10 protein-coding genes are annotated in these 14282 nt (G+C 41.2%); 4 read left to right on the forward strand and 6 right to left on the reverse strand.

Annotated elements, in window-relative coordinates; translation table 11 throughout:
* Window positions 1-11 precede the first annotated feature (11 nt).
* The 4 genes from ettA to DW103_RS01295 all read left to right on the forward strand — a co-directional run bounded on the left by ettA (window position 12) and on the right by DW103_RS01295 (window position 6483).
* Complete coding sequence (gene ettA / locus DW103_RS01280; protein ID WP_122273850.1) at window positions 12-1700, forward strand: energy-dependent translational throttle protein EttA; 1689 nt, start codon at window positions 12-14, stop codon at window positions 1698-1700.
* An 18-nt stretch (window positions 1701-1718) separates the two neighbouring features.
* A complete protein-coding gene (locus DW103_RS01285; protein ID WP_122273851.1) occupies window positions 1719-2372 on the forward strand; it encodes a DUF1080 domain-containing protein in 654 nt (217 codons plus the stop codon).
* Between the two features lie 352 nt (window positions 2373-2724).
* Window positions 2725-4005, forward strand: coding sequence for a serine hydroxymethyltransferase (gene glyA / locus DW103_RS01290; RefSeq protein WP_122273852.1), 1281 nt, complete (start codon window positions 2725-2727; stop codon window positions 4003-4005).
* A 129-nt stretch (window positions 4006-4134) separates the two neighbouring features.
* Entirely contained in the window at window positions 4135-6483 is a 2349-nt protein-coding gene (locus DW103_RS01295) for a family 20 glycosylhydrolase (protein ID WP_122273853.1), read from the forward strand.
* 129 nt (window positions 6484-6612) lie between these two features.
* Here DW103_RS01295 and DW103_RS01300 read toward each other — a convergent pair whose 3' ends face one another.
* The 6 genes from DW103_RS01300 to DW103_RS01325 all read right to left on the reverse strand — a co-directional run bounded on the left by DW103_RS01300 (window position 6613) and on the right by DW103_RS01325 (window position 14272).
* Complete coding sequence (locus DW103_RS01300) at window positions 6613-7101, reverse strand: NAD(P)H-dependent oxidoreductase subunit E (protein WP_122273854.1); 489 nt, start codon at window positions 7099-7101, stop codon at window positions 6613-6615.
* 3 nt (window positions 7102-7104) lie between these two features.
* Window positions 7105-8895 carry an NADH-dependent [FeFe] hydrogenase, group A6 gene (locus tag DW103_RS01305; protein WP_122273855.1) on the reverse strand — a complete coding sequence of 597 codons (1791 nt, stop codon included), beginning with the start codon at window positions 8893-8895 and terminating at the stop codon, window positions 7105-7107.
* A 19-nt stretch (window positions 8896-8914) separates the two neighbouring features.
* Window positions 8915-10708 (reverse strand): NADH-quinone oxidoreductase subunit NuoF, encoded by a 1794-nt coding sequence (locus DW103_RS01310; RefSeq protein WP_122273856.1) that lies wholly within the window; start codon window positions 10706-10708, stop codon window positions 8915-8917.
* Between the two features lie 24 nt (window positions 10709-10732).
* A complete protein-coding gene (locus tag DW103_RS01315) occupies window positions 10733-11131 on the reverse strand; it encodes a ferredoxin (protein WP_122273857.1) in 399 nt (132 codons plus the stop codon).
* Window positions 11132-11211: 80 nt separating this feature from the next.
* Window positions 11212-12099, reverse strand: coding sequence for a serine O-acetyltransferase (locus DW103_RS01320; RefSeq protein ID WP_122273858.1), 888 nt, complete (start codon window positions 12097-12099; stop codon window positions 11212-11214).
* Between the two features lie 4 nt (window positions 12100-12103).
* Complete coding sequence (locus DW103_RS01325) at window positions 12104-14272, reverse strand: hypothetical protein (protein ID WP_122273859.1); 2169 nt, start codon at window positions 14270-14272, stop codon at window positions 12104-12106.
* Window positions 14273-14282 lie beyond the last annotated feature (10 nt).

The following is a 14282-nucleotide window of genomic DNA, read 5'->3' on the forward strand; positions in this document are numbered from 1 at the left end:
TTTAAATATATATGGCAGACGATAAAAAAATTATTTTCTCGATGGTAGGGGTAAACAAGATATTCCCACCCCAGAAACAAGTTTTAAAGAATATTTATCTGTCTTTCTTTTACGGAGCTAAGATTGGTATTATAGGTCTGAACGGTTCAGGTAAATCTACTTTGCTTAAAATAATTGCCGGCATAGAGAAAGAATATCAAGGAGAAGTTGTCTTTTCTCCCGGCTATTCCGTCGGTTATTTGGAACAGGACCCTAAACTGGAATCCGGTAAAACAGTTAAAGAAATTGTACAGGAGGGTGTACAGGATATTGTAGATACTCTTAAGGAATATGAAGAGGTAAACGAAAAATTCGGTGACCCTGAAGTCTTGGAAGACCCTGAAAAAATGGATGCCTTGATTACCCGTCAAGCTGAACTACAGGATAAGATTGATGCAACAGACGCATGGAATTTGGATAGTCGCCTGGAACGTGCAATGGATGCTTTACGTTGCCCTCCGGAAGATCAGATAGTCGATACGCTCTCCGGTGGTGAACGCCGCCGTGTCGCTCTTTGCCGCTTGCTGTTGCAGCAACCTGATGTTTTGTTGCTTGATGAACCGACCAACCACCTTGATGCCGAGTCGATTGACTGGCTGGAACAGCATTTGCAGCAATATGCCGGAACAGTAATCTGTATCACACATGACCGCTATTTCCTTGACCATGTAGCTGGCTGGATACTTGAACTTGACCGTGGTGAAGGTATTCCTTGGAAAGGAAATTATTCCTCTTGGCTTGACCAGAAAACCAAACGTATGGCTCAGGAAGAAAAACAAGCCAGTAAACGTCGGAAAACATTGGAACGGGAGTTGGAATGGATTAATATGGCTCCTAAAGCCCGTCAAGCCAAAGGTAAAGCTCGTCTGAATTCGTATGAAGCCTTACTGAATGAGGATCAAAAAGAACGTGAAGCCAAGTTGGAGATTTTTATTCCAAATGGTCCGCGTTTAGGGAACAAGGTTATTGAAGCTCAACATGTCGCGAAAGCTTTTGGAGATAAATTGTTGTTTGATGACCTAAATTTCATGCTTCCCCCCAACGGTATTGTAGGGGTAATTGGACCAAATGGTGCCGGTAAAACCACCTTATTCAAAATGATTATGGGCATGGAAAGTATTGATAAAGGGACATTTGAAGTTGGTGAAACTGTAAAAGTAGGATATGCAGACCAGACACACAAAGATATCGACCCTAAAAAAACTGTTTATCAGGTTGTTTCCGGAGGCCAGGAGTTTATCCGTGTAGGTGGTAAAGAAATCAATTCACGGGCATATCTTTCTAAATTTAATTTTGCCGGAGCCGATCAGGAAAAACATTGCGGCGTATTATCCGGAGGAGAACGGAATCGTTTACATCTGGCGCTTACATTGAAAGCGGAAGCCAATGTATTACTTTTGGACGAACCTACCAATGATATTGATGTGAATACATTACGTGCTCTTGAAGAAGGCCTGGAAAATTTTGCAGGTTGCGCTGTTGTTGTTTCGCATGACCGTTGGTTCCTTGACCGCATTTGTACACATATTCTATCGTTCGAAGGCGACTCGAACGTAGTCTTCTACGAAGGTTCATATTCAGAATATGAAGAATATAAACACAAACAGTTGGGCTATGAAGAGCCGAAACGTGTACGTTATCGTAAACTTATTGTTGATTAATCATAAATAATTAAGACCATGAGAAAAAGAGTCCTAACAATGGCAGTGATAGCTGCTGCTTTTATGTGTTTCGCAGGTGAAGCAAGTGCCCAGAAAACAACTAAATTGTTTAATGGCAAAGACCTTTCCGGTTGGAACTTTATTGTAGATAAAAACTCCGTTCCGGCCGAGCAAGTTTTTTCTGTAAAAGATGGTGTGATAAACATTACCGGTACTCCGTTCGGTTATATGTACACAAAAGACAAATACAGTAATTTTAAATTGCATGTGGAATATCGCTGGCCCAATGGTAAAGAAAAGGCAAACAGTGGTATTTTCTTGTTAATAGCTGAACCGAAAAACCCCTTCCCCAACGGAATAGAGTGTAATCTAATGTCAGATAATGCAGGAGATTTTGTTCTTTTAGGTGGTTCCGACTTGGCTGAATATCAAGGAAAAGCGGGAGAACCTCGTCCGGCATTTCCAATTGTTCGAAAAGCCAATCCTGACAGTGAAAAGCCTGCTGGAGAATGGAATGAAGCAAATATATTTGTAAAAGATGGCGTCATCACTGTTTATATTAATGGCGTTTATCAAAATACCGGTACTAATAAACAAAAGGAAGGTTATATCGGCCTACAAAGCGAAGGCAAAGAAGTGCAATTCCGTAATGTAACGATTACCCCGTGGTAATTGAACTGTAACGAGTTATACATAAATTGATTAAAAAGACATCATAAAGCCTATTTGTAATTGTCGCAGGTCTAGCACCTGCGACAATTTTTTTACTTCCACATTATTAATGCTGATGATGGAATGACAATTGTGTTTCAAATCTTACCGTAGACACAATGCAGATGTAGCGAAGCCTTTTTCAATTAAAGCAACTTGATACTTTTAAGAGCAACAATCTTATCCAAGTGATAAACATATAACTATATTTCAATACTATTTTATCCCGTATACAGATTTTTGTCGTAAATTTGCAACGGCTCTATAAAACAGTAAGAAAAAGGGCTCATTGCAATAACCAATTTTACATGTAATGAAAAGAGACAAAATCATTTTCGACATCATTGAAAAGGAACATCAGCGCCAGGCAAAAGGCATCGAACTGATTGCTTCCGAGAACTTTGTAAGCGACCAGGTGATGCAGGCCATGGGTAGCTGTCTGACCAACAAATACGCAGAAGGGTATCCCGGCAAGCGTTATTATGGAGGTTGCGAAGTAGTAGACCAGAGCGAAACCATCGCTATCGAACGGTTGAAACAAATCTTCAATGCCGAATGGGCAAACGTACAGCCACATTCCGGCGCACAGGCAAACGCATCCGTATTCCTGGCAGTTTTGAACCCGGGTGACACCTTTTTAGGTTTAAATCTGGCACATGGTGGGCACCTTTCTCATGGTTCCCCAGTGAACAGCTCAGGTATTTTATATAGAGCAACAGAATATAATGTTAAAGAAGAGACCGGCCGCGTAGATTACGACCAGATGGAAGAAGTAGCCTTGCGTGAAAAACCGAAATTGATAGTAGGTGGCGGTTCTGCTTATTCACGTGAATGGGATTATAAGCGTATGCGTGAAATTGCAGATAAGGTAGGTGCTCTATTGATGATTGACATGGCTCATCCTGCCGGTCTGATTGCTGCCGGTTTGCTGAATAACCCGCTGGAATATGCTCATATCGTAACCTCTACAACGCATAAAACTTTGCGTGGTCCACGCGGGGGTATCATCTTGCTGGGTAAAGATTTCGAAAATCCTTGGGGCAAAAAAACACCGAAAGGCGAAATTAAGAAAATGTCTCAATTGCTGGATTCTGCCGTATTCCCCGGTATCCAAGGGGGACCGTTGGAACATGTGATTGCCGCTAAAGCCGTTGCTTTCGGTGAAGCATTGGATCCGGAATATAAGACTTATCAGACTCAGGTGAAAGCAAATGCGGCTGCTATGGCTCAGGCTTTTATCGATAAAGGTTATAAAATTATATCTGATGGTACGGACAACCATAGTATGTTGATTGACCTGCGTAAGAAATTCCCTGAACTGACAGGTAAAGTGGCCGAGAAAGCATTGGTCGCCGCCGATATTACAGTCAATAAAAATATGGTTCCGTTCGACAGCCGTTCCGCATTCCAAACATCCGGTATCCGTGTTGGAACACCTGCTATTACAACCCGTGGTGCAAAAGAGCCGCTGATGAATGAAATCGTAGAAATGATTGATACTGTTCTGACTGCTCCCGAGTGTGACAAAACAATCACTGCTGTTCGCGAAAAGGTAAACAGCATTATGAAAGAATATCCTATTTTTGCATGGTAATTATAGAGGGCGACCTGCATGGTCGCCCCTACTCTTCTCTTTTTTCAACCGGGGAATTACCGGACAGACAACCTTATAAAGGTTACATAAACGACAAAACAAAATTCACAATTAAAATTTATCTAAAGCATGATGAAGCTCATTTCCATGTGTGCCGGCGCAGCACTTTGTATTCTAGCGTCATGTAGCGAAAAGCCAATAAAAGAGATGTCATACAACCGGGGCATCAACGTAATTCCTACGCCCGTAAGTCTTGTCCAGAATGAAGGAAGTTTCAAACTAAATAAAAATACAGTTCTTTCCACATCCACACCGGAAGCAAAAACGGTTGGCGAATATTTTGCAGCCAAAATGAACCAAGCTACCGGTTATCAGATTACGGTAAGCGACCAAGCAGCTTCCAACAATATCGCCCTTGTTCTTGACAACGAGTTGGATATAAATAATGAAGGTTACACATTGGATGTTACGACAAAAGGTGTTACCATTCAAGCTAAAACACCTCAAGGTTTATTCTACGGTATGCAAACTTTTATGCAACTGCTTCCGGCTGAAATCGAAAGTCCGGTTATCGTAAACGGCATTGCCTGGACAGCTCCATGTGTAACGGTCAAGGACGAACCGCGTTTCGGATACCGGGGTATCATGCTTGACCCATGTCGCCATTTCATTCCGGTAGAAAATATAAAAAAGCAATTGGATGTATTGGCCATGTTCAAAATCAATCGGATGCACTGGCATCTGACGGATGACCAAGGCTGGCGTATCGAAATCAAGAAATATCCGAAACTAACGGAAATCGGAAGTAAACGTATTGACGGAGAAGGCACTGAATATGGTGGTTTCTATACACAGGAACAGATAAAAGATATCGTAAAATATGCTGCCGACCGCTTTATAACAGTTATACCCGAAATCGAATTGCCGGGACACGAGATGGCTGCCATTGCCGCTTATCCCGAACTTTCGTGCAAAGGCGAACAAGGAACTCCCCGTATCATCTGGGGCGTGGAGGACATTGTTATGTGTGCCGGTAAAGAAGAAACATTCAAATTTCTAGAAGATGTTATTGATGAAGTAGCTCCTTTATTTCCAAGCGAATATTTCCATATAGGAGGCGACGAATGCCCGAAAATCAGTTGGAAAGAATGCCCTCTCTGCCAAAAACGTATCAAGGAAGAAGGTCTGAAAGGAGACAACAACCATTCAGCCGAAGAAAAATTACAGAGTTATTTTGTTCAGCGTATGGAAAAGTATCTGGCAGAAAAACACGGTAAGAAGATTATCGGATGGGATGAAATTTTGGAAGGCGGTCTCGCTCCTACCGCAACTGTCATGTCATGGCGTGGAGAAACTGGTGGTATCGCTGCTGCAAATATGAACCATGATGTGATAATGACTCCGAGTGGAAACGGAATGTACCTGGATACGTATCAAAGCGATTACCGTAACGAACCGGTTTCTATCGGCGGTTATACGACTCTGGAAAAGGTTTACAATTATAACCCGATTCCTGACACATTAGTTGCATCCGGTAAAGATAAATTCATTACGGGAGTACAATGTAACATCTGGTCCGAATATATGTATAACACGGATATTATGGAATACCGTATCTATCCACGTATTCTAGCTTTGGCCGAAATCGGATGGTCGCAGTTGAACCGAAAAGATTATAAGGACTTCGAACGCCGGCTGGATAATGCACTGGTTCGTTTGGACGAGCACAATATCAACTATCATATCCCGCAACCGGAGCAGCCTGACGGTTCATGTAATTTCGTTGCCTTCACCGACAAAGCTGTTCTCGAATTTAAAACTGTCCGACCTATTAAAATGGTATATACGACAGATGGAACAGAACCGACCCCGGAATCTACGATTTACACAACTCCTATTGAATTTACAAAATCCGGTGTATTGAAAATAGCATCGGTACTACCTTCCGGAAAAATGAGCAAAATACGTTCCATAACTGTTGAAAAGCAATCTTTAGCTCCTGCAAAGGAAGTGGCAAACACGACTCCGGGGCTGGAAATGCAGGTAACAGACGGGATGTTCCTGAACAGCTCCAAGCTGGCTGAGGTAAAAGATTGGAAAAAATCAGTCATCAAAGATTTGCGCGAAATCAGTTCTGTGGTAAAAACAAGCGAATCGATGCGTGGTGTTAATCAATATGCAGCTGTTGCAACCGGTTATGTAAATATTCCGGAAGACGGAGTATATTATATCTCTTCCAACAACGAAGAAGTCTGGATTGACGGCAAGCTGTTAATTAATAATAGTGGCGAAGTAAAACGTTTCCCGCGTACGGATACCTCCGTTGCATTATCTAAAGGTCTGCACGAAATCAAAGTAGTATTCTTGGGACATATCATCGGCGGCTGGCCTTCCAACTGGAATGACGGCAACGTAAAGTTGCGTAAAGCAGATGCTTCCGGATTCACTAAAATTACTCCGGAAATGTTGTCACATTAACCGAAAATCAACGATACATACTTTTATGCCTTCATTTATAAGCTTGTTGTCTTGTATGATAAACACTTATAGATGAAGGCATTTTATTTAAAACTTTTGTCGATATTCAATTTATATTATCAGAAAATTCTATTCAGCTTGTATATAATATTCTGCTAAAATATCCCGGACTTTTTCCGGTGTCAGCCGACCATAAACTTTTCCACCGATAGTAACAACCGGAGCCAACCCACAAGCTCCGACACAACGAAGACAATCCAATGAAAACAAACCATCTGAAGTTGTTTCTCCTACTTTTATTTCCAATTGCCGCTGAAACTCATCCAAAACTTTTTCTGCACCACGGACATAACAAGCGGTTCCCAAACATACCGATATAGGATATTTCCCTTTTGGTGTCATCGAGAAAAATGAATAAAAAGTAACAACTCCGTACACCCTTGAAACAGGGATATGCAAATTGGCCGCTATTATTTCCTGTACTTCGCGTGGAAGATAACCGAATATGCCTTGAGCTGCATGCAAAATATTGATTAGTTCTCCCGCATCATTGTTATGTTCGGCACAAATAGCCTGCAATTCTTCAATTTTTATCTGGGGTAAATGTATCTTTTCCATAACTTATTCGTCTTTACTGGTTTGCATGTATATACTGACAACCTCTTTACGATCAAAATAATGAGTATGCAATAATTGATGGGCTCGTGGACCGCAAGGTTCACCCAAATAATCAGCATAAAGAGCCTGTATATACGGATTTTCATGACTTTTACGAAGTGGCTTCTTTGTATCTTCCTGATATAAAGAAGCTGCTCGTTTACGCAACACCTCCATTCGTCCACCATGGAACGGTTGGCCTCCTCCTCCAATACAACCACCCGGACAAGCCATCACTTCGATAGCATGGTAGGGAGAAGTTCCGTTTTTTACCTCTTCAATTAGTTTTCGAGCATTTCCCAATCCGTGGGCTATACCGATTTTAACGGGGATACCATTAAAATCAATTGTTGCGCTCCGGATACCTTGCAATCCCCGAAGCTCTTCTATATCAACATTTTCAAGAACTTTTCCGGTATAAAGCTCATAAGCCGTGCGGCAAGCAGCTTCAATCACCCCTCCTGTAGTACCGAATATCACACCGGCACCGGTAGATTCTCCTAACGGATGGTCAAAATCGCTATCCGGTAATTCCATGAAATTTATATTCGCATATCTGATTAACCGGGCCAATTCGCGGGTATAAATGGAAATATCGACATCCGGATTTCCATCTACAGCAAATTCAGGGCGACTCGCCTCATATTTTTTTGCCAGACATGGCATAATGGATACCACGACGATTTTACATCTATCCACCCCCAATTTTTCTGCAAAATAATTTTTTGCTATAGCACCAAACATTTGCTGAGGACTCTTTGCAGTAGAAAGATTATTCAATAATTCAGGGAAATGTTGTTCAACAAAGCTAACCCATCCCGGACAACAACTGGTCATCAATGGGATTTTCACCTCTTTATCGCCATTTAGGTATTGACTCAAACGTTGCAGAAGCTCCGTACCTTCTTCCATGATTGTAAGATCCGCAGCGAAATCCGTATCGAAAACATAATCAAATCCTAACTGACGAAGAGCGGAAACCATTTTACCTGTCACCAAAGTCCCCGGTTCACACCCGAAATCACGTCCCAAGGCCGTACGTACAGCCGGAGCTGTTTGAGCAATAACAATCTTATCCGGATTTGCCAAAGCATCCAGTACAGGTTGTTGAGTATTCCGTCCGCTTAATGCGTTCACCGGGCAAACCGAAACACACTGACCGCAATATGAACAAGTACTTCCTGCAATATCACGTTCGAATGCAGTGGACACCGCGGCATTAAAACCACGATTAACAGCAGTTAATGCGCCTACCGTCTGAATGCTGTTGCACATAGTCTCACAACGACGACACATAATACATTTGTTCATATTTCGTACAATAGAGGGAGAACGGTCTATTTCAAAGGTAGACATCTCTCCTTTATAGCGTATCTCACGAATACCTAAATCATGAGCTATTTTCTGCAATTCACAATAGCCGTTGCTACTACAAGTCAGACATTCAGCCGGATGGTTGGACAAAATTAATTCCATCACGGTCTTACGGGCATTCATCACACGAGGACTATGTGTCTGTACAACCATTCCCTCTGTACATTCTGTTTTACAAGAAGGAGCCAGATTCCGACGTCCCTCTATTTCCACTACGCAAATACGGCAAGCACCCGGATTATTCTCATAATGCAAATCTTCCAGTTTCATATAACAAAGGGTCGGAATGCGTATTCCCATACCGGCGGCGGCATCCAGTATCGTCGTTCCTTTTGGAACTTCTACCGGTCTTCTATCTATAATAAGTTTTACTGTTTCCATAATTTTTATTAGGCAATTGTTAACGTACGTAAACCGCATCAAATTTACATCTCTCTATACAAGAACCGCAACGTATGCATCTTTGTAAATCAATCACATGAGGAACCTTACGTTCACCTGTTATAGCATTTACCGGACAAGCACGAGCACACGCTGTACAACCTTTACATTTTTCCGGATTAATATAGTATTGAGTCAACTCACGGCACTGGTGCGACGGACAACGTTTTTCCTCCACATGAGCCAGATACTCATCATAGAAATTATCCATAGTCGATAAAACAGGATTAGGAGATGTCTGCCCTAATCCGCATAATGCCGTATCTTTGATTACTTTAGCCAGATTACGCAAACTATCCAAATCGCCCAGTATACCATTGCCTGAAGTGATTTTCTGCAATATTTCATGCAGCCGTTTATTTCCGATACGACAAGGGGCGCATTTGCCACACGATTCTTCTACCGTAAAATCCAGATAAAACTTAGCCATAGCGACCATACAATCATCTTCATCCATGACAATCATGCCTCCGGAGCCCATCATAGAACCTGCAGCCAACAAATTGTCATAATCAATCGGTAAATCCAGATGTTTTTCAGTCAGGCAACCTCCGGAAGGACCTCCGGTCTGAACCGCTTTAAACTTCTTGCCATCTTTGATTCCCCCACCGATATCAAAAATAACTTCACGTAAAGTTGTCCCCATTGGCACTTCTATCAGTCCTACGTTATTTACTTTTCCGGCCAGTGCGAAGACTTTTGTCCCTTTACTCTTTTCCGTACCTATACTGCTAAACCACTTAGCACCTTTTAATAAGATAACCGGAACATTAGCATACGTTTCCACATTATTGACATTGGTCGGGCAACCTTTATAACCGCATTCGCTTGGAAAAGGAGGTTTTACCGTTGCTTCTCCTCTTAAACCTTCCATGCTGTGTATCAAAGCGGTCTCTTCACCACAAACGAAAGCACCGGCTCCATAACGTATCTCAATGTCAAACGAAAAATTCGTTCCAAATATATTTTCTCCCAGCAAACCATACTCTTTTGCCTGTCGGATAGCTATTTTCAGACGCTCGACAGCCAAGGGATATTCGGCACGGATATAAACAAGACCTTTACTTGCTCCTGTGCAATAACCATTTATAGCCATCGCCTCTACAACGGAATGAGGGTCACCCTCCAGTATGGAACGGTCCATAAAGGCGCCCGGATCTCCTTCATCGGCATTGCATACTACATATTTCTGAGAAGCTTGTACCTTACGGGTAATCTGCCATTTCAGCCCGGTTGGAAATCCTCCTCCTCCACGCCCTCGTAAACCGGACTCCAGAATCTCTTTAATCACTGATTCCGGAGTCATTTCGGTTAGGGCTTTACCCAAAGCCGTATATCCGTCACGGGCAATGTATTCGTCTATATTTTCAGGATTGATAAAACCACAGTTGCGTAAAGCGATACGAAGTTGTTTTTTATAAAAATCGATATGTTTCGAATCTGGAACTTGTTCGTTTGTTTTTGGATTTACATAAAGTAAACGCTCCACTTTACGTCCTTTGATAAGATGTTCCTTTACTATATCATCTGCATCCGATGGCTTCACTTGTACATAGAAAGTATTGTCCGGTATTATCTTGACAACCGGTCCTTTTTCACAAAAGCCGAAACAACCGGTCCGGATAACCTGAACTGTTTCCTGCAATCCGTGCTTCGTGACAGCTTTTTTCAAGTTTTGAAGAATCTCTTCACTTTGTGATGCACGGCAACCGGTACCGCCGCACACCAATATATAACTGCTATATTGTACCATTATATAAATATTAGAAAAAGGTTATTAGTCTGTTTTTATCGCAGTATAGGTTACAGGAATAATTCCGTCAACCAAAATACCTTGTTGGATATATTTATTGATAATCTCATCCACTCTTTCTCTTTTCACATGGCCAAAAACGATTGGCTCTTTTCCCGGGACTGTCACTTCCACAGTAGGTTCCGCATAACAAAGCCCCATACACCCAGTTTGTGTCACTAATGCATCTACTCGTTCCCGCTCCAACGCTTTAATAAAGTAGCTCATGATTTCCTTTGCACCGGCAGCAATGCCACAGGTTGCCATAGAAACTTTAATTTGTACAATCTGCTCAGGATGATTACTTTTTTCACGGATATCTAAGGTTGAGCGTAAAGATTCACGCATTTTCCGCAAATCATCCAATGTTTTCACTTTGTTCATGGCTTGACGATTTTGAGAGTTAATTCTCTAAGAGAATGCCACAAACATACGATATTTTATTAAACAAACATCTCTTTTTTCTATTTATCTTCTACGGCGCGTGTTTGTAGAACTTTTGAATTTGGAGGTACGCTATTCGTCAACCAAATATTCCCCCCTATAACAGAACCACGACCTATCGTTATTCTTCCTAAAATAGAGGCATTGGAATAAATAGTTACATAATCTTCTATAATCGGATGACGGGGTATATCCATCGGCAACCCTTCTTCGTCGAGAGTGAAATTCTTTGCTCCCAATGTGACACCCTGATATAATCTTACATGATTACCAATAATGGTTGTTTGTCCGATAACAACCCCAGTCCCATGATCAATACTAAAATATTCTCCGATACTGGCTCCCGGATGAATATCGATACCCGTGTCCGAATGAGCCATTTCCGTAATAATGCGAGGGATGACAGGAACCTCCAGTTTTAACAATTCATGTGCAACCCGCTGATATAAAATGGCATGAATAGCCGGATAACAAAATATTATTTCACTTGGACTTTTAGCAGCCGGGTCTCCATCTAAAATTGCTTTTACATCCGTGGAAAGCAGATATTTGATATGAGGAATTTTATTAATAAAAGCAATAGCTATTTCAGAAGCATGCTCTTTCGAATCGCAACAGCGTTCCACCTCAAAACAGAGTCCGTTATATATTTGCTCATGTAGTAGGTCGTATATCTGTTCCAGATACACTCCCGTATAGTATTGTATGGAACCATGCTTGGCTTCCTGCTCCGTACCGAAAAAACCGGGGAAAATAACGGTGCGCAACAAACGCATAATTTCTCGGAGGGAAGTAATCGATGGCGACGGTTTTTGATGTAACGGAATGTATTTATATTCCGGAAGATTAGCCGCCGACAATCGTTCGACATTTCTCTGTATCTGTTCTAATATCTTTGCTCTGTTCATCGTCTTAATTATCCCAATCCGGATCGTAGGTTACAAATTGATTAGGATTGTATATATGCTGTGCCAAAATATAAATAGTTCCGTCCAGTATAAATATATGATAGTTTTTCATACTGTTTTTAAGAACAGAATGTCCAATCCATTCTTGATTTTCCAATTTGAATTCCCAAATCTTACTATTGTCATCAATCATAAAAATACTATTCCGCTGTTCGTTGTAAGCTCCGGAAGTTACCACTCCGATATTTGCCGGTATATCAATACTATCCCAATGGGTCAATGTATCAGTAGCCAACCAAAAACCTCTCTGATTTGCTTCTCCCAACCCCGCATATACACTGTCATTAACAACGACTGCCAAACCTTTACGCTGTGCCACAGGGAATTTCGCTGAAGATGTTTTCCACTCATTATTCGTCTTATCAAATATGGATATTTCATCAGATGAACCTCGGTAATCTTGTCCGCCGATAAAATAGATTGAATCCTTATAAGCAAAACTAATCGCGTCAAAACGTCCATTATCTACCGCAGGAAGAGAAGTCCAACTATTTCCATCGATATTATATGAACTAAAAAATGTAACGGCATTTTGTTTATCCGTTCCTCCAATCACAAATATCTGATTATTCGCATCCGTACAAGCTGTCATGTCAGAAAATGCCCCTTCCTTGTAAGGACTTAAAGTAACCCATTCATTTCGTTCCGGCACATAACTCAATAATTCATCCGTTTGCTTATTTCCCATATCGCCTCCTACGATGTAAGCCTGATTATCCATTGTAAAAGCCGCTGAGAAACCACGAGGGGAAGAATATACATTTTTATTCGTGAATATATCCGGGGTTGTAAAAGAAAGGGTATCTCCATATCCGGTCCACCCGCTTTGATTTTTAGCATACGCATAAACATAATGAGTGGTAGCACCTTTCAGTTTGGACAGAGTAAACGTAAATAAACTATCTGTCGCAACTTCTTTATGTTGTTTCAAATCTTTTTTATCTGTAGACCAATAGATACCCCACTCTACAGCTTCCGTTTCCCCGCCATTCTGCAATTCTCCGCCTACGACAGCAGAACCTTTTAATATCAAGGCTTTATCAATAGGGGAAGTCAAGATATTAGGCGTTTTATTCAAAGTAGAAAAATTGGTACTTTCACTATATGTCGTTCCAAATTTATTCGTCACATACGCACGGGCAAAATATTTCTTTGAATTTTCCAAATCGTGGATGGTTCCTATAAATTTGCCGTCCGTCATTTCCACGCTTACTATCGTATCAGTCCCAGCCTGTCCGATTTCCGGTTTATCAGAAGTACTCCAGCAGAAACCATAGGAAGTTACTTCGGCATCACCTTCCGATTCCAATATCGCAGAAAGAAAAGCTGAGGTATAGTTCGTACTATCCACTTTTATAGCCCCGACCTTGGGTTTCCCGTCTAATGTGATAAAAGAATCGATATTAAATGCAAATTCTCCAAAATCATTTTCGGCAAAAGCTCTTACATAGTATTTAGTTTCAGGTTTCAAATCAGTCACATGCCAAGTAAAAGAATCAATCTTATTGATGTCAACACCCGGTACATTATAGAGAATCGTTGAATCTTTATCAGATAACTCCCGGTTCCCTTCTTCATCGGAAAGATAAAAACCAACCTTTTTTATTGTACCTTCGCCTCTACTTGTGATTTTACCACAAAGAAAAACAGAAGTTGCATGAATACTGTCCGGCTCCATTATTTTGACTTCACCTACTCCATTGATTGTTTTATAATTCATCACTGTAGCGGAATAAGCCGTATCCGTTTTATTTATTGCGTAAGCATATACATAATAATTCGTCTCATCATCCAAATTCGAGATTGTGGCGGTAAATACTCCGTTCTCCGTTTTTTCCGCTTTTACCTTGCGATTGTTCCGAAGGTTGTCTTTGGGGTCGGTATCCTTGTCCTCGCTCCAACAGATACCACATTCTACTATGGGAGAACCATTTTCTTTTATAATACTCGCACGCACTTCGATTGAAGAAGCTGTCACTTTAATATTTTCGGTCTCAGAGACTTCTGGCGCTTTCGCATTTTGAAGCTTTGTATCCATATCCGGATCATCCACACAGCCGGACAATACATTCAAAAAGATAAAAACGGACAAAATTAAGTATAGATGTTTCATAGCTTATCTT

This window comes from Parabacteroides sp. AM08-6, from assembly GCF_003473295.1.
Lineage (GTDB): Bacteria > Bacteroidota > Bacteroidia > Bacteroidales > Tannerellaceae > Parabacteroides.

Bases quoted from the DNA above. Each gene is read 5' to 3' on its own strand.
- ettA (WP_122273850.1), top strand. From the start codon at position 12: ATGGCAGACGATAAAAAAATTATTTTCTCGATGGTAGGGGTAAACAAG.
- DW103_RS01285 (WP_122273851.1), top strand. From the start codon at position 1,719: ATGAGAAAAAGAGTCCTAACAATGGCAGTGATAGCTGCTGCTTTTATG.
- glyA (WP_122273852.1), top strand. From the start codon at position 2,725: ATGAAAAGAGACAAAATCATTTTCGACATCATTGAAAAGGAACATCAG.
- DW103_RS01295 (WP_122273853.1), top strand. From the start codon at position 4,135: ATGATGAAGCTCATTTCCATGTGTGCCGGCGCAGCACTTTGTATTCTA.
- DW103_RS01300 (WP_122273854.1), bottom strand. From the start codon at position 7,101: ATGGAAAAGATACATTTACCCCAGATAAAAATTGAAGAATTGCAGGCT.
- DW103_RS01305 (WP_122273855.1), bottom strand. From the start codon at position 8,895: ATGGAAACAGTAAAACTTATTATAGATAGAAGACCGGTAGAAGTTCCA.
- DW103_RS01310 (WP_122273856.1), bottom strand. From the start codon at position 10,708: ATGGTACAATATAGCAGTTATATATTGGTGTGCGGCGGTACCGGTTGC.
- DW103_RS01315 (WP_122273857.1), bottom strand. From the start codon at position 11,131: ATGAACAAAGTGAAAACATTGGATGATTTGCGGAAAATGCGTGAATCT.
- DW103_RS01320 (WP_122273858.1), bottom strand. From the start codon at position 12,099: ATGAACAGAGCAAAGATATTAGAACAGATACAGAGAAATGTCGAACGA.
- DW103_RS01325 (WP_122273859.1), bottom strand. From the start codon at position 14,272: ATGAAACATCTATACTTAATTTTGTCCGTTTTTATCTTTTTGAATGTA.